This window comes from Nonomuraea sp. NPDC052116 (genome assembly GCF_040680035.1).
GTDB lineage: Bacteria > Actinomycetota > Actinomycetes > Streptosporangiales > Streptosporangiaceae > Nonomuraea > Nonomuraea angiospora_A.
In genome coordinates this window covers 183,346-202,499 of the sequence record NZ_JBFAWA010000014.1, presented here as the reverse complement: position 1 = coordinate 202,499, position 19,154 = coordinate 183,346, and the positions used below count along the sequence as shown (strand labels likewise).

Annotated in this window: 16 protein-coding genes and 1 pseudogene; 8 read left to right on the top strand and 9 right to left on the bottom strand. The window is 70.5% G+C overall.

Annotated features, from left to right (window positions below; translation table 11 throughout):
- Positions 1-26: 26 nt before the first annotated feature.
- Positions 27-1,316: a HAMP domain-containing sensor histidine kinase gene (locus AB0L65_RS27045; RefSeq protein ID WP_364250295.1), complete on the top strand. Its 1,290-nt coding sequence runs from the start codon at positions 27-29 to the stop codon at positions 1,314-1,316.
- A gap of 3 nt (positions 1,317-1,319) precedes the next feature.
- On the opposite strand, the gene AB0L65_RS27040 is transcribed toward AB0L65_RS27045, so the two are convergent.
- Both AB0L65_RS27040 and AB0L65_RS27035 read right to left on the bottom strand, forming a co-directional pair.
- Entirely contained in the window at positions 1,320-1,997 is a 678-nt protein-coding gene (locus AB0L65_RS27040; protein WP_363985258.1) for a response regulator transcription factor, read from the bottom strand.
- Between the two features lie 101 nt (positions 1,998-2,098).
- A complete protein-coding gene (locus AB0L65_RS27035; RefSeq protein WP_364250292.1) occupies positions 2,099-2,530 on the bottom strand; it encodes a calmodulin-binding protein in 432 nt (143 codons plus the stop codon).
- 238 nt (positions 2,531-2,768) lie between these two features.
- Here AB0L65_RS27035 and AB0L65_RS27030 point away from each other — a divergent pair, with 238 nt between their 5' ends.
- Both AB0L65_RS27030 and AB0L65_RS27025 read left to right on the top strand, forming a co-directional pair.
- Entirely contained in the window at positions 2,769-3,500 is a 732-nt protein-coding gene (locus AB0L65_RS27030; protein WP_364250289.1) for a hypothetical protein, read from the top strand.
- Between the two features lie 78 nt (positions 3,501-3,578).
- Positions 3,579-5,048, top strand: a complete 1,470-nt coding sequence (locus AB0L65_RS27025; protein WP_364250286.1) for an SDR family oxidoreductase — start codon at positions 3,579-3,581, stop codon at positions 5,046-5,048.
- A gap of 187 nt (positions 5,049-5,235) precedes the next feature.
- Here AB0L65_RS27025 and AB0L65_RS27020 read toward each other — a convergent pair whose 3' ends face one another.
- From AB0L65_RS27020 to AB0L65_RS27010, 3 genes and pseudogenes are all read right to left on the bottom strand, one after another.
- A complete protein-coding gene (locus tag AB0L65_RS27020) occupies positions 5,236-6,483 on the bottom strand; it encodes a cellulose binding domain-containing protein (RefSeq protein WP_364250283.1) in 1,248 nt (415 codons plus the stop codon).
- Positions 6,484-6,639: 156 nt separating this feature from the next.
- Positions 6,640-7,662 carry a LacI family DNA-binding transcriptional regulator gene (locus AB0L65_RS27015; protein WP_364250280.1) on the bottom strand — a complete coding sequence of 341 codons (1,023 nt, stop codon included), beginning with the start codon at positions 7,660-7,662 and terminating at the stop codon, positions 6,640-6,642.
- A 167-nt stretch (positions 7,663-7,829) separates the two neighbouring features.
- Positions 7,830-9,082 (bottom strand): annotated as a pseudogene (locus AB0L65_RS27010) (RNA-guided endonuclease TnpB family protein).
- Between the two features lie 150 nt (positions 9,083-9,232).
- Here AB0L65_RS27010 and AB0L65_RS27005 point away from each other — a divergent pair.
- The gene (locus tag AB0L65_RS27005; RefSeq protein ID WP_364250277.1) at positions 9,233-10,519 is read left to right on the top strand and encodes a glycoside hydrolase; all 1,287 of its coding nucleotides are present in this window, start codon (positions 9,233-9,235) and stop codon (positions 10,517-10,519) included.
- Here AB0L65_RS27005 and AB0L65_RS27000 read toward each other — a convergent pair.
- From AB0L65_RS27000 to AB0L65_RS26985, 4 genes are all read right to left on the bottom strand, one after another.
- Positions 10,476-11,252, bottom strand: coding sequence for a cupin domain-containing protein (locus AB0L65_RS27000; RefSeq protein WP_364250274.1), 777 nt, complete (start codon positions 11,250-11,252; stop codon positions 10,476-10,478). The genes AB0L65_RS27005 and AB0L65_RS27000 overlap by 44 nt on opposite strands.
- Positions 11,249-12,157: a PmoA family protein gene (locus AB0L65_RS26995; RefSeq protein WP_364250271.1), complete on the bottom strand. Its 909-nt coding sequence runs from the start codon at positions 12,155-12,157 to the stop codon at positions 11,249-11,251. Before AB0L65_RS26995 ends, AB0L65_RS27000 begins: the two co-directional genes overlap by 4 nt.
- The gene (locus AB0L65_RS26990) at positions 12,150-13,283 is read right to left on the bottom strand and encodes a Gfo/Idh/MocA family oxidoreductase (protein ID WP_364250268.1); all 1,134 of its coding nucleotides are present in this window, start codon (positions 13,281-13,283) and stop codon (positions 12,150-12,152) included. The genes AB0L65_RS26995 and AB0L65_RS26990 overlap by 8 nt, the downstream gene beginning before the upstream one ends.
- Positions 13,284-13,390: 107 nt before the next feature.
- Positions 13,391-14,452 (bottom strand): LacI family DNA-binding transcriptional regulator, encoded by a 1,062-nt coding sequence (locus tag AB0L65_RS26985; RefSeq protein WP_364250265.1) that lies wholly within the window; start codon positions 14,450-14,452, stop codon positions 13,391-13,393.
- Between the two features lie 146 nt (positions 14,453-14,598).
- Here AB0L65_RS26985 and AB0L65_RS26980 point away from each other — a divergent pair, with 146 nt between their 5' ends.
- The 4 genes from AB0L65_RS26980 (at position 14,599) to AB0L65_RS26965 (ending at position 19,154) form a co-directional block, all read left to right on the top strand.
- On the top strand, positions 14,599-15,951 hold the full coding sequence (locus tag AB0L65_RS26980) for an extracellular solute-binding protein (RefSeq protein WP_364250262.1): 1,353 nt from the start codon (positions 14,599-14,601) through the stop codon (positions 15,949-15,951).
- A gap of 5 nt (positions 15,952-15,956) precedes the next feature.
- Positions 15,957-16,886: a sugar ABC transporter permease gene (locus AB0L65_RS26975; protein WP_364250259.1), complete on the top strand. Its 930-nt coding sequence runs from the start codon at positions 15,957-15,959 to the stop codon at positions 16,884-16,886.
- Complete coding sequence (locus tag AB0L65_RS26970) at positions 16,883-17,707, top strand: carbohydrate ABC transporter permease (RefSeq protein ID WP_364250256.1); 825 nt, start codon at positions 16,883-16,885, stop codon at positions 17,705-17,707. Before AB0L65_RS26975 ends, AB0L65_RS26970 begins: the two co-directional genes overlap by 4 nt.
- Before the next feature lie 295 nt (positions 17,708-18,002).
- The gene (locus AB0L65_RS26965) at positions 18,003-19,154 is read left to right on the top strand and encodes a glycoside hydrolase family 68 protein (protein WP_364250253.1); all 1,152 of its coding nucleotides are present in this window, start codon (positions 18,003-18,005) and stop codon (positions 19,152-19,154) included.

The following is a 19,154-nucleotide window of genomic DNA, read 5'->3' as shown; positions in this document are numbered from 1 at the left end:
TACCTTGCGTCTGCCACTCTGGAGGGGTGACAGCGCAGGGCGTGCCGCTGCGGCGGCGGGTGCTGGTGGTGATCGTGAGCGTGACCGCCCTGGCCGTCGCGCTCTTCCTGGTGCCGCTGGCGGTCGCGGTGAGCCTGCTCTTCCACGACCAGACCGTGGCGGCCCTGCAACGCGACGCCGCCTGGGTCGCCGCCGCCGTGCCCGACGAGCCGCGGACGCCGTTGAGACTGCCGACGGGCATGTCGGGTGACCTGGCCATCGGCGGCTACAACGTGGCCGGCGCCCGGCTGTTCGGCGACGGTCCCGCCCACTCACGGCTGACCGTCTCCAGCAAGGACGGACGCGTCCATGACGCCGTCGAGGGCGGTTTCCTGGCCGTGTCCGCGCCGGTCCCCTCCGACGAGGGCACCGCCATGGTCATCCGGGTGGCGACACCTAACGCGCAGGTCGAGGAGCGCGTCCACGAGGCATGGTTGCTTCTGGGCGGACTCGCGCTGATCGTGATCGCGTTGGCGGCGGGCGCGGCCGTGCGGCAGTCGGCCAGGCTCGCCGCGCCGCTCGAACGGCTCACCACCGCGGCGCAGGCCCTCGGCGGCGGCGACTTCAGCGTCCGCGCCTCCCCGTCCGGCCTGCGCGAGGCCGACCAGGCCGGGCAGGCCCTGGAGTCGACCGCCCGCCGTCTCGGGGCCGTGCTGTCGCGCGAGCGGGCCTTCAGCGCCGACGTCTCCCATCAGCTCCGCACAGGTCTGACCGGCCTGCTGCTCGGCCTGGAATCCGCCCTGTCCCGCCCCGGGTCAGACCTGGTTCCGGCGGTACGGGCCGCGCTGAGCAGGGGCGAGCGGCTGCAGGAGGTGATCGACGATCTCGTACGACTCAGCCGCGACAGCCGCGTGCCGACCGAACACCTCGACGTCGGCGGGCTGATGGAGGAGGTCCGGCAGGAGTGGCGCGGCCCGCTGGCCGAGCACGGCCGCCGCCTGGCGATCACCGTGGAGCCGGAACTGCCGCCGGCGACGGCTCAGCCCGCGGCCGTCCGGCAGATCCTGCGCGTACTCGTCGACAATGCGGTACGCCACGGCCATGGAGAGGTCGCGGTCACCGTCTCCGACGTCGGCCCCGGGCTGGCCATCGAGGTGGGCGATCATGGGACGGGCGTGGCCGAGGGCGTCGATCCGTTCGTCAGGTCCAGCGGCGACAGCCACGGCATCGGCCTCGCCCTGGCCCGCTCGCTGGCCGAGGCCGAAGGCGGCAGGCTGGTGCTCAGCCGGGCCAGACCGCCGCTGTTCAGCCTGCTGCTGCCCGGCCACGGCATGTGATGGTCATGGCTCGTAGCGGTAGCCGCGCCCCCGTACCGTGACGATCCGCTCCATCCCCTCGCCGTGCTCGGCCAGCTTGCGGCGCAGCGCGAACACGTGCACGTCCAAGGTCTTGGTCGGACCGAACCAGTTCTCGTCCCACACCTCGTCCATGAGCTGCTCGCGCGTCACCACCTCGCCCGCCCGGCTCACCAGCGCCGCCAGCAGATCGAACTCCTTGGGCCGCAGCGCCACCTCCGCCTCTCCGACGTAGGCGCGGCGGGCGGGCAGATCGAGCCGCAGCCGCCCGGCGGTCAGCAGCCGTTCCCCCTGAGCCGGTCCGCGCCGCCGCAGGTGGGCGCGGATCCTGGCCATCAGCTCGGTCAGCCGGAACGGCTTGGTCAGGTAGTCGTCGGCACCCGCGTCGAGTGCCACCACGACCTCGAACTCCTGGGTACGGGCCGTGAGCACGACGATCACCGTGTCCGGCGCCCTTGCCCGGAGCCGCCGGCACAGGGCCACCCCGTCCACGTCGGGCAGCCCCAGATCCAGCAGGACGAGGTCAGGTTGCTGCCGCTCCGCCGCCCGCAGCGCCTCGGCCCCGTCCGCGGCCGGCTCCGCCTCGTAACCCTGGGCGGCCAGCGCCTCGACCAGCTCGGACCGGATGACCAGGTCGTCCTCCACGACCAGCACGCACGTCATGCGCCCGATGGTACGGGCTGCGTCGTCAAGGGCGGTCGAGCTGCGCGGGCGGCCCCCGGATCGGATCTCCGGGGGCCGCGATGGCAGACGACGTCAGGGGCCTATGCCGTCGGAATTTCGCGCACGAGCCGGGAAGACCAGGGGCACCAGACATAGCCGGGCAGGAACGCCCCGCCGGCCTCGTCCAGGTGATCCTCGACGTAGGGGATGGTCGCGTCGCAGACCTCGATCCCGAAGTCGAAGAAGTCGACCGTCTCGGGCCGCAGCTGGTAGCTCCAGGCGGGGTTGTAGGGAGCGGGGCGCGGCGCGATGCGTCCGATGATGTGCGGCCTGTCCGTGGTGTCGCCGCTGAGCAGGTCGCGGGCGTGCTGGATCTTGTCGGGGTCGGTGATCTGGACGATGAACCGTGAGTGGGTGAAGTCGGTGAACTCGAAGTAGGCCGGGGCCGCTGCCTGGGCGGGCATGGGGGCGGCCAAGCCGAGCGTCGCGATGGCGACGATGGCCGTGACGGTCCTGGTCAGGATGCTGCGCATGGAGACCTTTCACCTCGTACGATTACTGTGAGTAGCATTTCCATGCGCTAAGTAATCACAGGAGGGTAAGGGCGGTCCCCTGACGTCACAGTGATAACGCTGTCACCGCGTGCAACGGCCCCAATCGCCGTCTCCGGCTGTCGAACGGGAAACCGCGCCGCCGACCGGCTCACCATGGCGCCGGGATCATCGAGACTGGCACCGAGTCCTGAAAATCGGAAAGCCAGGCGGAGGTCTCGTGCGAAGAGTGATCGCGTGCCTGTCCCTGATGCTGCTCCTCTCCTCCTGCGGTGGGGTCTTTCCGACCGGCGGGTCCGATGAGTTCGAGAGGCGTGCTCGTGAGGTGGCGGAGCGCTGGCAGGGGTCGGCCGACGACCGAGCCTGGCGCAACGGGTTCGTCGCGCCGGACGGCGAGGTCTCGCAGGTGCCGCTCATCACGGCGGAGCGGGCGTACGCGGAGTTCAGCAAACCGGCCGGGCTCATCGAAGAGGAGTGTCCGGCCAAGGGATGCCGCCTCCTCCGGGTGACCGGGGCCAGGCTGGGCAAGGTCCCGCTGGAGACCAGCCGCGGCGCGGTCCAGGTGCCCGCCTGGATGTTCACCGTCGAGGGAGTCGAGCAGAAGAAGGTCCACGTGGCGGTCGACCCCTCGGCCGTCACCGCCCGTCCCGAGCGGGTGCAGGGGAGCGTCGAAGAGGTGATGGCGTTCGACCTCGTCGCCGGCAAGCCAAGAGAGCTGCTGCTCCGCTACGGGTACGGCGCCTGCGACACCGTTCGCGGGGCACGCGCCTACGAGACCGGACAGCTGGTGGTGGTCGACGTGGACGAGGAGGACTCCGGCTCGGGCAAGCCCTGCCCGGCGATGCTCAAGACGGCCACGATCACCGTCACGCTCGCCCGGCCGCTTGGCGACCGCCTCGTGCTCGACTCCGGCACGGGGCTGCCGGTGCTGCGGCGCGCCCGCGACTCGTAGCGCTCTGACGTGCGGTTATGTCCTGATCTGCTGGGTAGCCCGGCCCGAAGGGCACACCCCACAGCGGAGGGTGCGGAGATGGCGCGTTGTCTGGTCACCGGGGCGACCGGCTACATCGGCGGCCGGCTGGCCCCCGAACTGCTCGCGGCAGGTCACGAGGTCCGCTGCATGGCACGGTCCCCGGAGAGGCTGCGGGACCTGCCGTGGGTGGCGCGGACGTCGGTCGTCAAGGCGGACGCCACCGATCCCGGACAGACCCGGGAGGCCCTGGACGGCATCGAGGTGGCCTACTACCTGATCCACACGATGGGCGGGGCCGGGCAGTTCGCCGAGAACGACCGCAGGGCCGCCGAGACGTTCGCGGCGGCGGCGGAGCAGGCGGGGGTACGTCGCATCGTCTACCTCGGTGGTCTCGTCCCCAGCGAGCGGCTTTCCCCTCATCTGCGGTCCAGGGCGGAGGTGGGCGAGATCTTCCTGCGGGCCGGCGTGCCGGCGGTGGTGCTGCGGGCCGCGGTCATCATCGGCTCCGGTTCGGCGTCGTTCGAGATGCTGAGATACCTGACCGAACGGTTGCCGGTCATGACGACGCCCCGCTGGGTGCACACCCGCACGCAACCCATCGCCGTACGGGACGTGCTGCGTTACCTCGCCGCCTGGGCGAGCGTGCCCGACGAGGTCAACCGTGCCTTCGACATCGGCGGCCCGGACGTGCTGACCTACGCCGACATGATGCACGGGTACGCGTCCGTGGCCGGTCTGCCCCACCGCGCGATCATTCCCGTGAGGGTGCTCACCCCGAGGTTGTCGAGCCTCTGGGTGGGTCTGGTCACCCCGGTCCCGTCGGGGATCGCGCGGCCGCTGGTCGAGTCGCTGCGCAATGAGGGGATCTGCGGCGAGCACGACATCGCCCGCTACGTGACCGACCCGGAGGAGGGGTTGATCGGTTTCCGCGAGGCCGTCTCACTGGCGCTCAAGAAGATCAAGGAGGCGGACGTCGCCACTCGCTGGTCCTCGGCCTCCACACCCGGCGCCCCGAGCGACCCGCTGCCGACCGATCCCGACTGGGCGGGCGGCAGCCTCTACATCGACTGCCGCAGCCTCCGGGTGGACGCGGACCCGGAGGCGTTGTGGCAGGTCATCGAGGGTATCGGCGGTCACAACGGCTGGTACTCCCTTCCGGTCGCCTGGCACGTGCGCGGCCTGCTGGACAGACTCTTCGGCGGCGTCGGGCTGCGCCGCGGGCGGCGTGACGCGTACCGGCTGAGGACGGGGGACACGCTCGACTTCTGGCGGGTGGAAGAGGTGCTGCCCGGTCGCCTGCTGCGGTTGCGCGCCGAGATGCGGCTACCGGGCCTGGCCTGGCTGGAACTGAGCGTCTCCCGCTCCGGTGGTGGCACCTTCTACCGGCAGCGGGCGATCTTCCACCCGCACGGCCTGCTCGGGCACCTCTACTGGTGGGCGATCAGCCCGTTCCACGGCCTGATCTTCGGGCGCATGCCCGTCAACGTGGCGGCGGCCGCCACCCGGCGAAAGGCCGTGCCCGCGTAGGACCCCCCGGCGGGAGGTACGGGCCGCCGCCACGGCCGATTCACCGGTAGCCGGCGGCGACGATGTCGGGGTCGTTGAACGCGCCCGGCCTGGCGTACGACGCGAGCGGGACGGTGACGTCGACGATGTTGTGGGTGCTGTTCGGGTTGACGCTGTAGACGATCGGCCGGCCCGGATGAACGAGAGGTCAGGGGCTGGTGCAGGTGGCGGTGGGGGTGGCCGCGGTGCCGTTGGCGGTGAAGCCGAAGGTGGTGGAGGCGTCCGCGGCGATGGAGCCGTTGTAGGGGGCGTTGCGGACCGTCACGGCGGGGCCGGAGCCGCTCTGCGTGCCGTTCCACAGGCTGCTGATGCTCTGCCCGCCGGGCCAGGTCCACTTCACGGTCCAGCCGTCGACCGGTGCGCTGCCCGCCCGGACCGTCACCGTCGACTGGAACCCGCCGTCCCAGCTGTTGGTTGTCTCGATCGCGGCCGAGCACGCCCCCGGAACGGGGGTCGGTGTCGGTGTCGGTGTCGGGCCGCTCTGGAACTGGGTGAAGAACTTCCACACCTCCGCCGGGACCCAGGTCCTGGAGCCGCTGTCGCCGCCGGCCCCGTCCTGCGGCGCGGCGATGTGGCCTTCGTCGAACGCGGCCCAGACAACCGGATGCCCGGCCGAGCATCCGGAATAGGTGGTGACCCGGTGCGTCAGACTGCCCTGTGCCGGCTCGGGCGGGTTCTGGGCGGTGCAGCCGTTGTTCCGGACGAACCGGTCACGCAGGGATCGCCCGCCGGAGATGTTGAGCACGTTGTCCCTGATGCCGTGGATCCCCATGTAGGCGATGGGCTGGCTGCCCCCGCTGCACCCGCTGAGCTGGCCGCCGGACTGGACCGCGACCGCGCGGAAGACGTTCGCCCGGGCGCAGGCGATCGCGTACGACATGGCGCCGCCGTAGCTGAAACCCGTGGCGAACAGCTGCGTGGTGTCGACGCAGAGAGCTCCCTCGATCTGCCTGACCAGGTCGTCGACGAAGGTCAGGTCCTCACCGTTGGAGTTGCCCCAGCCGTTGTTGAAGCCCTGGGGCGCGACGAAGATCGTGCTGTTGTCCGCCAGGCGCTGGAGCCCGTAGTAGGCCCAGACGTCCCGTTGCACGGTCTGGCCGGTGGCGACGTCGGTGGCGGTGCCGCCCAGCCAGTGGAGCCCGAAGATCAGCCGGTAGGGGTGGTTCATGTCGTAGTTGTCGGGGATCTTGAGGATGTAGCTGCGGTTCTTGCCGCTGGTCTGGATCGAACGCGTACCGCTCGCCAGCCCTGGAGCCTTGCCGCATCCCGCGGTCGCCGCGACGGCGCCGGGTGACGTCCCGCCGGAGTCGGCGCTCAGCGCCGGGCCGCCTGTGGCCACCAGGACGACGAGCGCCACAACCGCTAAGGCGGTCAACAAGGGTCTACGTCTGGACATCGCGCAACTCTCTCTGCCGAGCCGATGCATGAGGTGCGTTATCGATAACACCCAACGGTGTAAGGGCGGCGGCCGGCGCATGTCAAGGCAGGGTGAAAGTTTCAGCGTGGCGGGTTGGTGGCCGTCGCAGTCATTGGACGGCCCATGCGTTATCGATCACACACCGTCCTGCTCGCACGCGTACGGTGGCGGACCCACGGTCTCGCGTACGATCACCCGGTTGATCGACCGTGAGGGGGATTCAGGCAGCGGCTCGCCCCGGACCTCCGCGATGAGCTTGGCCATGGCCTCCCGCCCCTGAACCTCGCGATCGACGGCCACCGTGGAGAGCGACGGGCTGGCGAAGCGCCCCAGCTCCTCGTCGTCCCAGCCGAACACGCTGACGTCGTCGGGAACGCGCCAGCCCCGGGAGAGCGCTCCTCGTACGGCGCCCATGGCCACGTGGTCGTTCGCGGCGACGACGGCGGTCACGCCGCTCCCTTCGGGCAGGCCCCGGACGGCGTCGTAGCCGGACTGCGGGCTCCAGTCGCCGAGGGCGATGCCGTACGACGTGAGCCCGTACTGCTTGATCGTCTGCTCGTAGAGCAGTTTGCGATTGCGGGCGGAGGCGAAAGTCTGCGTGCCGGCGATGTGGAAGAAGACTCGGTGCCCCAGCGAGGCGAGATATTCGATGATCTCGCGGATCGGAGAGGCGTCCGCGAGCTCGTTGACGCTGCGGAGGTTGTCGTCGTAGTCACCCGTGACGACGATGGGGACCGGCGACGCCCCGGGGTCGATCTCGAGGGGTGTCAAGGACAGGATGCCCTCGACCTGCCCCGAGCCCGCGAGCTCCAGGATCCGCTCCGCCCTGGCGCGGGGGTCGCCCTCCATGCTGACGACCTCCAGCTGGAAGCCTTCGGCGTGAGCGGCCGTGGAGGCGGCGCTGAGCAGGCGTACCGGCCACAGATAGGTGGAGGCGGGAAGGGTGATCGCCAGCCGGTTGGTGCGCCGGGTGCGCATGGAGCGCGCGACCAGGTTGGGCCGGTAGTTGAGCTCCTGGACGACCAGGTCGATCTTCCTGCGGGTCTCCGGCTTCAGGCCCTCGTTGTGGCGGAAGTAGCGGGAAACCGTCTGGTGGGAAACGCCCGCGCGCCGGGCCACCTCGTGGATCGTGACGCGCGGCGTCTCGGACTCGCCCAAGGGGACCCCCTTTCCTCGCTCCTTGCGGGACAGCCTAGCGTTGACGCTAAAGTGATCGATCACTAATATGCGGTCGCGCCGGCCGACAACCTGGCCGGCCTGCCGCGGCACAGCGCCGGATCCAGGGTTCGGGCAGGATGGTCGCCAGCAAGGTCGTCGCAGTCACATCACATGCTCGGAGCTCCCGTGTTGACCTCCTCCCCCTCGTGAACGAGGGGGATTCCAACCGTCGCCGGTTGGCCTTCCTGCTTCACTGCCGGTCGCCCGCCCGAGAGGACTCTCGTTGAGGTCTTACACCAGCTCCACAGGCGTTTCAGCTCTCCGCCAGCCCGGCGGCGAGCACATTCTTCGCACCGTTGACGTCGCGGTCGTGGACCGCGCCGCAGTCGCAGGTCCATTCCCGGATGGTCAGCGGCATCGCTTCTTGCAGCATCCCGCAGGCCGAGCAGAGCTTGGAGGAGGGGAACCAGCGGTCCACCGCCACCAGTGTGCGCCCGTACCAGGCGGCCTTGTACTCCAGCATCATCCGCAGGTCGCGCCAGGCCGCATCCGAGATGGCGCGGGCCAGCGAGCGGTTCTTGACCATGTTGCGGACGGTGAGATCCTCGATCACGACCGTTTGGTTCTCACGGACGAGCCGAGTCGAAAGCTTGTGCAGGGAGTCACGCCGCCGGTCGGCGATCCGGGCGTACACCTTCGCCACGCGCAGCCGGGCCTTGGCCCGGTTGCTCGATCCCTTCTCCTTACGGGCGAGCGATCGCTGAGCGCGGGCCAGCTTGCGCCGGTCGGCACGTTCGTGACGCGGGTTGACGATCTTCTCGCCGGTCGAGAGCGTGGCCAGCGCCGTGATGCCCGCGTCCACGCCCACCGACGCCTCGACCGGTGGCAGCGGCGAGATCTTCTCCTCGACCAGGATGGACACGAACCACCGCCCGGCCGCGTCTCTCGACACCGTGACCGTGGACGGCCCGGCCCCCTCGGGCAGCGGACGCGACCACACGATGGTCAGCGGCGCGTCCATCTTCGCCAAGGTGAGCCGGCCCTGGCGCCAGCGGAACGCCGAGCGGGTGTACTCCGCCGACGCGCGCGCCTTCTTCTTGCTCTTGAAGGTCGGGTACTTCGCCCTGCGCGCGAAGAAGTTCGCGAACGCCGCCTGCAGGTGGCGCAGGGCCTGCTGCAACGGCACCGACGACACCTCGCCCAGAAACGCCAGCTCGGGCGTCTTCTTCCACGCCGTCAGCGCGGCGGAAGACTCCACATAGGAGACCCGCCTGCCTTCCAGGATGTAGGCGCGGGTCCGCTCTTCCAGCGCCTTGTTGTAGACCAGACGCACGCAGCCGAACGTCCGGGCAAGCTCGTCGGCCTGCTCGGGGGTCGGGTAGAAGCGGTACTTGTAGGCCCGCTTCGCCAGCTGCGCCACGCCTCACATTTTTGCAGGAAGACCAGCTAAGTGCTGCTCGGTTGTCGTAGACGGGGGTCCGCCTGGCGGCGAATCGCCTGCTCCTGCCCTGCTCCGCAGGAGTCCGATTCCTTCCCCGCCTGAAGGCGGGGGTCTCCTCGGAGGTATCAGATGAACAAACCCCGGTCGGCCGATCCATCGGCGATCACGATCGACGATGGAGTCCGGCACCAGACCATCGACGGGTTCGGGATCTCCATGGCGTTCCGGCGGAACGAACTCGTCAGGGCTCTCCCGGAGGACAAGCAGCGGGAGATCCTCGACCTGTGGTTCAGCCGCGAGAGGGGCGCCGGGCTGAGCATTCTGCGGCTCGGCATCGGCTCGGCCCCGGCGGGCAGCCCGTACGACGAGATGGTGTCGATCCAGCCCGAGGACCCCGGCGGCCCGGACGCGCCGCCCGAGTACGTGTGGGACGGCGACGACAACGGCCAGGTGTGGCTGGCCAAGGCCGCGCAGGAGTACGGCGTGCGGCGCTTCTTCGCCGTCGCCTGGAGCGCGCCCGGCTACATGAAGGACACCGGCGAGGACAGGAACGGCGGCAGGCTGAAGCCGGAGTGGCGGCACGCCTACGCGAACTACCTGGTGCAGTACACGAGGTTCTACGCGCGGGAAGGCATCCGGATCACCGACCTGGGGTTCGCGAACGAGCCCGACTGGACGGCCCCGTACGCCTCCATGCGCTTCACCCCCGAGGAGGCCGCCCAGTTCGTCAAGGTGCTCGGTCCCATCGCCTCGGGCGTGCGGGTGGCGTGCTGCGAGTCGGTCGGCTGGACGGAGGCCAGGGCGTACACGGCCGCGATCGAGGCCGACGCCGAGGCCCGTCGCTGGGTGAAGGTCCACACCGGGCACAGCTACGCTACCCCCGTGGACTCCCCGCTGCCGACGGAACGGCCGACGTGGATGTCGGAGTGGCATCCCAACGGCACCAGCTGGAACGAGAGCTGGTACGACGGCAGCGGCTCCGACGGCTTCACGATCGCCCTGGCCGTGCACGACGCGCTCACCCTCGGCCACGTCTCCGGCTACGTGTACTGGCTGGGCGCTTCCGTCGGAAACACCCGGGCGTTGCTGCTGATCGACGAGGCGGCCAAGTCCTACCGGGTCTCCAAGCGGCTGTGGGCGCTGGCCGCCTACAGCCGGTTCGTCAGGCCCGGCGCGGTCAGGCTCGAGACGGCGGTCGCGAAGCCCGCCCTGAAGGTGTCCGCGTTCCGCAACCCCGACGGCTCCCGGGTCGTCGAGGTCCTCAACACCGGCATGACCCCCGTGACCTGGGAGGGAGTGGGCGGCGAGGTCGCGGCCTACCTGACGAACGAGGACGAGTCACTCGGACCCGTCCCCGTGACGGACGGGGTGGTCACGCTCCTGCCGCGTGCCCTGACCACGATCGTTCTCGGTTGACCCCGCTGTCCGCGCCGGGCTCGGCCGTCCAGGTCTGGAGGCGTCCGCACATGCCGAACGCCCGGGGCCCGGGTCTGGGCGTGGTACGGACGACGGCGGCCTGCCCGAGGTGGGCCGGGTCGCCGTCGGCGATGGCCGCGAGCTGCCGGCGGGTGCGTTCGGTCTCGGCCTCGACGGTCCCGCTCCACAGCTCCGCCCACGACCCGGCCCGTGGGCGGACGAGCGCGGCGGCGAGGCGGTGGAAGTCCGCCAGCGCCTGGCCGCCGCGGTCGTCCACGTCCTTCAGGAGCTGCCGGAAGCCGGTGACGGCGAGGTCTCGGCGGGTCCGGGCGGCGGCCGCGCGCTCGGCCTCCGAGCCGTCCGCCGGCAGCGTGGCGGCGGCGAGGTAGGCGTCACGGTCGCGCAGGACGTCGGCGGGGAAGGTGAGGACGGCGTCGCCGGCCTCGGGCAGCCCCGCGTTCTGCATGACCACGATCAGCCGCAGATCCTCCTCGTTGACCAGGCGGTGGATCGTGCCGGGGGAGAACCACAGCACCGTGCCCGCTTCGAGCCGGTCCCGGGCGAAGCCCGCGGCGCTGAGGGTGTGCACCTCCCCGCGGCCCCCGGTCACGACGTAGGCCTCCGTCGAGACGGTGTGCAGGTGCGGGGTGCCGCCTTGGACGCCGTCGGCGCATTCCCAGTCGTAGACCGCCAGGTCGCTGATCGAGGTGCCGCCGGGGAAGAGCGGCGTCATAGGGCGAACTCCGCGCCGAGGTCGTCGAGCTCCGCGCGCTCGCAGACGCGGTCGATGAAGACGTAGCGGTGCGTCAGTTCGAGGGTGTCGCCGTCGGCCAGCGCGATCTCCTCGTCGAAGGAGGGGGAGGGGCTGATCACCGCGAACGCCTCCTTGCGGACGAACCACTTGATCGGCACCGACGCGCTGGAGTGGCCGGCGACGGCCAGCACGGTGCCGCCGCCGTCGATCTCGTCGTGCTGACCCGTGATGGCGAGCCAGGGCGCCTCGGCGCCCATCATCTCCTCGCCGCCCTTCCCGCCGGCGGCGATGATCGTCCCGCCGGTCCAGGACCGGGGGCCGCGCCAGAAGAAGCCCGCGTACCCGGCCAGCGGGCGGCCGTGCGTGGTGGGGCTGCCGAACTCGAGAGTGGCGCCGCGGACGTTGAGCAGCTTCGTCGAGAAGTCCAGCGCCCAGATGCCGCGCTCGGTGTCCACGCCATGGAAGGCCAGGTGGCGCTGCTCGGTGATCCAGTGCTCGCCCGCCGACGAGACCCAGTGCAGGGTCTCGTCGATCGCCACCCGCTCCCCGTCGGCGGAGACGCCGGGGAAGTCGATGTGGTGCATGTGGCCGAGGTTGTCGCGCCAGTGGTAGTTCTTCTCCACCGAGAACGTGGGGCCGCCCCAGAAGTTCTGCCCGGACAGGTGCGCCCAGGTCATCTGCAGGCCCTTGTGCCAGCGGTGGTCCCACGGGCGGTAGACCGACATGGGGGCGCCGGTGAGGCTGCGGAGGGGATGGAGGTACGGCTTGGGCGCCTCGGCGTCGGGCGCGTCCGGCCGGTAGACGTACTGCGCGATGTCCACGTCGCCGGCGGTGACGATCAGGGAGCTGTCCTCGTCGCGGACGCTGAGCTTGGTTTCAGGCATGGTCGGACTCCTGGTGCTGGAGGCGGCTGAGGGCGGTCGGCAGGTCGCCGCCGTTGAGCGAGTGGTAGAAGGGGTTCGTCTCGTCGAGCTCGGCCCGGGTGACGGGCCGCCCCGTGATGGCCGACTGGTACATGGCCGTGATCAGCTCCATGACGCGCCTGCCGTCGGCGCCGCTCACCGGGGGCCGCTCCCCGGCCGACATGGCGGTCAGCAAGGCGGCGAGCTGGGCGCGGTGGGAGCTGCCGGTGTTCTCGGCCGGTGCCCAGCCGGCGATTCTGTCCTGGTCGGTGACATGCGGGGCGGGCGTCCAGCGCCAGTGGGAGTTGTCGTAGCCGTAGAGGTGCTCGACCTCGACGGTGGCGTCGCTGAAGTCGAAGCGCAGGTAGCTCGTCTCGCGGGGGGACAGCACGCTGTTCACGATCGAGCCGACGGCGCCGGAGGCGAACCGGACGATCGCGAACGACACGTCCTCCGTCTCGACCCGGCGGCCGAGCGTCGCGGCCACGGCGTGCACCTCGTGCCAGTCGCCGAGCAGGCTGAGCAGGAGATCCATCTGGTGGATGCCATGGCCCATGGTCGGGCCGCCGCCCTCGGTCTCCCACTTGCCACGCCACGGCACCTCGAAGTAGTCGTGGCCGCGGTACCACAGCGTGTTGCAGACAGCGACGAGCGGCGAACCCAGCTCGCTGTCGCCGATGTGCCGGCGCAGCCGTTGGGCCGCGCTGCCGAAGCGGTGCTGGAAGACGTAGCTGGCGTACGGGCCGCCGTCCTTCTCGTGGGCGGTGATCTCGTCGTACTCGGCCAGCGACAGCGTCGGCGGCTTCTCGCACCAGACCCACGCGCCGGCGTCCAGGCCGGCGATCACCGCCTCCCGGTGCGCCACCGGCGGGGTCGCGACGACGACCAGATCGGGGCTCTCCCGCGCCAGCATGTCGGCCACATCCGTGTAGCGGCCCGGGATGGCGTGGGATTCGGCCAGCTCGTTCGCGCGGGCGGAGTCGACGTCGCACACGGCCACGACCTGCACCGCGTCGCCGGCCGCGGCCAAGGCGGGAAGGTGGCTGATTCTCGCGATGCCCCCGGCGCCGACGACGGCTACGCGGACCGGGGACGGAAACGCAGGCATGGACACTCCCTCGGACGACCCAAAAAGTGATCGATCACTTTTTCTCGGCCAACTTAGTTTCGATCACGCCGGGGTGTCAACGCCCGCCTCGTCTCCCTGGAGGGCCTTCAGTCGAGGAGTGACGGCGCGACGGACTCGCGGCTGCGTACGGGCATCGGAACCCGGTGCACGTCGCCCACCCGATCGCCGTCCGCGCGGTCGCGGTCGATCTCGGTGAACAGCACGTCGACGGCCTTGCGGCCCAGCTCGTAATGGGGCAGTGCGACGGTGGTCAGCTTGGGGCGCATCCACGAGGCGATGGGATGGTCGTCGAAGGAGACGACGGAGACGTCGGCGGGCACCTTGAGCCCGAAATCGTCGAGTGCCTGGTAGGCGCCCATGGCGATGCGGTCGTTGAAGCAGATCAGCGCGCGTGGCTGGGCGGTGTGCAGGAGGTCGCGGGTCGCGGCGAGGCCGTATTCGGGCTGCCAGTCGGGGCAGGTGCGGGCGCCCGCCACCTCGACCCCCGCCTCGCCGAGCGCCTCGCGGATGCCGACGAGCCGTTCCACCGCCGCGACGCTCTCGGCGGGCACGTCGCGCAGGCCAGGACCGGCGCCGATCAGGTAGATGCCGTCGCGGTGGCCGGCCTCGAGCAGGATGCGGGCGGCGCGGCGGCCGGCCTCGACCTCGTCGGGAAGGACGGCGGGCAGGGGAGTGGGCTGCTCGGGCAGCGCGTTGAGCAGCACGGCAGGCGTGGCCGTGACGGTCTTGGGCACCTTGATGGTCCTGGTGAACATCGAGGCCAGGACGAGCCCGTCCACCTGCCGGTCGTGCATGGCCTGCAGCAGGAGGCTTTCGAGCTCGGCGTCGCCCTCGGTCTCGCCGATGAACAGCATGAAGCCGCGGTCGCGGGCGGCCTCGAGCGCTCCCTTGATCATGTCACCGGCCAGCCGCGAGGTGGCGATGGTGTCGGAGATGAAGCCGATCGTCCGGGTGGTGCCCGTGCGCAGGCCGACGGAGACGATGTTGGGCCGGTACTGCAACTCGTCGGCCGCTTTCAGCACCCGCTGCTCGACGTCCTGAGAGATGCGCAGCTCACGGCCACGGCCGGACAGGACAAGCGATGCGGTCGTGCGGGAGACACCGGCAGCCTTGGCCACATCCGCCAAGGTGACCCGTCGTGGGCTCACCCAGAACCTCCGATCGTCAAGAGTGGGTTACGGGGGGTTGACATCGTACGACACGCACCGTGAGACTAACGGGCGCTAACCCGATTTAGCAACGGAGTTGGGACATCAGCCTGCGCCGATTGTCCCAGGCAGCAGAGGAGATGCACATGGCTCGTCGAGGTCGCTCCGGGGCCGCGCTGGTGATCGCCATGGGGACGCTGGCCGCCGCCTGCGCGGCTCCCGGCGGCAACAGCCCGCAGCCCGCGGCCGCCAGCGCGTCGGCCCCGTCCGCGGCGCCCACCTGCGGCACGGCGCCGATCACGATGAACGGCTACTTCGAGACCGGTTTCCCGCTGCCCAAGGCGCTGACCACCGAGTTCACCAAGCAGCACCCCAACGTCACGTGGAACATCCGCGAGGACCAGTTCGCGGTGATCACGCAGAACGCCCCGCGCGTGCTGGCGGACAACCCGCCCGACCTGATGCGCCTGCCCCAGGTCTCCGAGCTGGTCAAGGACAACCTGCTGAAGAACCTCGACGGCTACGCGAAGGTGTTCGGCTGGGACAAGTGGCCGGCCTCCCAGCTTGAGCAGCTGCGCCTCGGCCCGGGCGGGCGGCCGCGCGGCGAGGGCTCGCTGTACGCCCTGGGCCTCAACTCCAGCATGACCGGGATCTTCTACAACAAGAAGCTCGCCGCGAAGATCGGGATGTCCGCGCCGCCCGCCACGCTGGCCGAGCTCGACGCGCTGCTGGACAAGGCCAAGAACGCGGGCATCACGCCCATCGTGCAGTTCAACGGCGGCGCCACCGGCGGCCTGGCGTTCCCGCTGCAGGACCTCATGGCCTCCTACGGCCCGGCCGCCCCGATCAACGACTGGATCTTCCAGAAGCCCGGCGCCACGATCGACACCCCGTCGAACCTGCAGGCCGTCCAGCACCTGGAACGGTGGATCAAGGCCGGATACTTCCAGAAGGACGTCAACGCGGTCGACTACGCGACGATGATGAGCCGCTTCATCGACGGCCAGGGCCTGTTCATGTTCAACGGCGACTGGGAGTCCGGCAACCTCGACAAGCAGATGCCGGGCGACGTCGGCTTCTCCCTGATGCCGCCGGCGCAGCAGGGCGGCAAGCGGGCCGCCATGTCGGCGCCCCTCACCTTCGGCATCGCCGCGAACGCCAAGAACGCCGACTGCGCCGCCTTCTTCCTCGACTGGGTGGCCACCGACAAGCGGGCCCGCGAGATCGGCGTCGAGGTAGGCGGCTCGCGTCCGATGGGTCCCGCCGACGCGTACATGCCCGAGGTGGCCGCGGACAAGGTCACCGCCGGCACGCTGGCGGCCGGAGCGGACATCTCCAAGGACAACGGCGCGATGGACTTCATCGCCAACGCCACCGGCGCCATCTACGCCAAGAGCTGGACGCCCCAGCTGCAGAAGCTGGTGGCCGGGCAGCAGAAGCCGCAGGAGCTGCTGAAGACGGTCCAGGCCGACTACGCCGGCCAGCTCGAAGGGAACTGAAGCAGGTGGTCACCCGTCCTGCCGGCGCCCGAGCCACGCACCGGCGTCCGGTCGCGGCCAGGCTGCGCGACGCGCGCGGCCTGGTCGGCTGGCTGTTCGTCGCGCCGGCGTTCGCCTTCTACGCGGTCTTCGTCCTGCGTCCGATCGCCCTGACGTTCCAGTACTCCCTGTACGAGTGGGACGGCATCGGCCCGTCCACCTGGGTGGGACTGGCCAACTTCGGGAAGGTCTTCACCGATCCTGACCTGTACGACTCGCTGATCAACGCCGTCAAGCTCATCGTCTTCTTCAGCGCGATCCCGGTCCTGCTGGGCCTGGCGATCGCCGCCACCATCCGGCGCATCGCCCAAAGCCGGCTGGCCCTCGTGGCGCGGACCGTTCTCTTCCTGCCGCAGGTCATCCCGCTGGTGGCGGCCGGCATCGCCTGGAGCTGGCTGCTGGCCTCCACCGGCGTGATCAACCAGCTGCTCTCGCTCGTCGGCCTCGGCGGGATCACCCGCGCCTGGCTGGGCGATTTCTCCACCGCGCTGCCGGCGGTCGGGATGATCGGCGCATGGGTGCTCCTCGGCCTGTGCACGCTCCTGCTCCTGGCCGGCATGAGCAAGATCGATCCGGCCCTGTACGAGGCCGCCCGGCTGGACGGCGCCGGCCCGTGGCGGGAGTTCGTCTCGATCACCGTCCCCAGCCTGCGGCAGGAGATCGCGGTCTGCGTCACCGTGACCGTGATCGCGGCCCTGGCCAGCTTCGACATCATCTACATCTCCACCCAGGGCGGCCCGGGCAACACGACCATGGTGCCCGGCCTGCAGATCTACTACCTGGCCTTCTCCGAACGCGAGGTCGGCATGGCCTCGGCCCTGGCCCTGGTGCTCATGGTCCTCGTGATCGCCTGCGCCCTTCCCATCCAGTGGTTCACCAAGGAGGGCAACCGATGATCACCTCGTGGCGGGAGTCCTGGACCGGCAGGGTGCTGCTCATCGCCATGATGGCGATCACCCTCCTGCCGTTCCTCAGCCTGTTCGTCACCGCCCTGCACCCTTCGGGCACCTACCCGGCCGGGCTGGCCTGGCCGGCCGACCCCCAGTGGGGCAACTTCCTCGCCGCCTTCCGGGCCGCGAACATGGGCGAGCTGCTGAAGTCGAGCGTCCTCATCGTGCTCGGCGTGGTCCCGATCTCCATCGTCGTGGCGACGATGGCCGGATTCGCCATCGGCCACCTGCGCGTCATCGGCGGCCGCGTGATCTTCCTGCTGTTCGTGCTCGGCCTGACCCTGCCCTTCGAGGGCATCATCACGCCGCTGTACTACCAGATCCGCGACATGGGACTGCTCAACACGCGCTGGGCGATCATCCTGCCGCTCATCGGCCTGTTCATGCCGTTCTCCGTCTTCTGGATGCGCGCGCACTTCGTCAACATGCCCGGCGAGCTGTCGGAGAGCGCGCGGATGGACGGGGCCAACGTCTGGCAGTTGTTCCGGCGCATCCACGTCCCCCTGGCCATGCCGGCGATCTCGTCCCTGGGCATCCTGCTGTTCCTGTGGACCTGGAACCAGTTCCTGCTGGCCATCGTCCTGGTCGACGACCCGACCAAGCGCACCATGTCCGGCGCGCTGGGCGCCTTCCAGGGGCAGTGGGGCACCGACATCCCGCTGCTGTGCGCCGGGTCGCTGCTGATCCTGACCCCCACGCTCGTGATCTTCCTCATCTTCCAGCGGCACTTCGTCAAGGCCCTGCTCCAGGGCTCCCTGAAGGGCTGACGGCGATGAACGCGACACCGCCGCTCTACGGCGGGATCGAGGCGGGCGGGACGAACTGGGTGTGCGCGCTCGCCGGCACCCACGGGCGGACCCTCGCGACCCGCACGATACCGACGACCACACCCCAGGAGGCCCTCGCGGGCGTCGCGCGGCCACTCGGGAATCACCGGAGCGATCGAACCGGCCCACGCCACCCTGCTCGACCCGCGGGAGCGCAGGCGCGGATGAAAAGGAAGGTTGTCCGCATGCCCACACAAGGGCGACTGAACGCCGCGCCGGATCGGCCGGGAGCCGCATGAGCGCCGGCCGACCCGCGCGCTGGACGCGGCGGCACCTGGAGCTGCTCGTCGACGCCGCCGCGACCACGGCACCCGTCTTCGACCCCGCGGCCCTGCCCCGCATCCTGCCGGACCACGACCTGTGGGACCTGTGGCCCGTCCAGGAGGAAGACGGCTCGACCTGCGTGATCGGCGGCCAGGAGCTGTGGATGGCGCTGTCGGCGCCGATCCTCGGCCACCCCGAGGAGCGCCACGACCAGGCCCGCATCCGCCTGCTCGCCAAGGACGGCGACAGCTGGACGGACCTCGGGCACGCGTTCGCCGACGGCGCCTCGCCGGGCAGCCGCGAATGGTCGGGGTCGGCGGTCCGCCGCCCCGACGACACCGTGTCGGTGTTCTACACGGCCGCCGGACGGCGCGGAGAAGCGCCCCCGACGTTCCGGCAGCGCGTCGTCGAGGCCCGCCCCGCCTTGGTCGCAGACGGCCGCCGGATCCTGCTGGACCCTGGTGCCGAGCACCGCGAGCTCCTCCGCTCGGACGGCCGCAGGTACCTGCCGGCCGAGGAGATCACCGGGGCTCCGGGACGCATCAGGGCGTTTCGCGATCCCGGCTGGTTCCGCGACCCGGCCGACGGGCGCGATTACCTGCTCGTCGCCGCGTCCGTCGCGGAAGGCGACCCCTTCAGCGGTGCGATCGCCCTGGCCGAGCCCCGGGACGGCGCCTGGTCCCTGCTGCCGCCTCTCGTCGTGGCCGAGGGCATCAACCACGAGCTGGAACGGCCGCACATCGTCGTCCACCGGTCGCGGTACCACCTCTTCTTCTCCACCCAGCGCCACACCTTCCACCCGGCCGACTCCGCGCCCACCGGGCTCTACGGCTTCGTCGCCCCCAGCCTGACGGGACCGTACGAGCCGCTCAACGGGTCCGGGCTCGTGCTCCGCAACCCCCGCGCCGAACCGGACCAGGCCTACGCCTGGCTGGTGCTGCCGGACCTCCACGTGGTCGGCTTCGCCAACTACCGATCGTCCCCGGGCGTGGATCTCCGATCCGCGCAGGCCACGCAGGCACGAGCGGCCTTCGGCGGAACCATCGCACCGATCCTCAAGCTCACCCTGAACGGGATGGCGACCTCCGTCGTCCCGGCTGAGGCAGGTGTGCGGCACACCTGA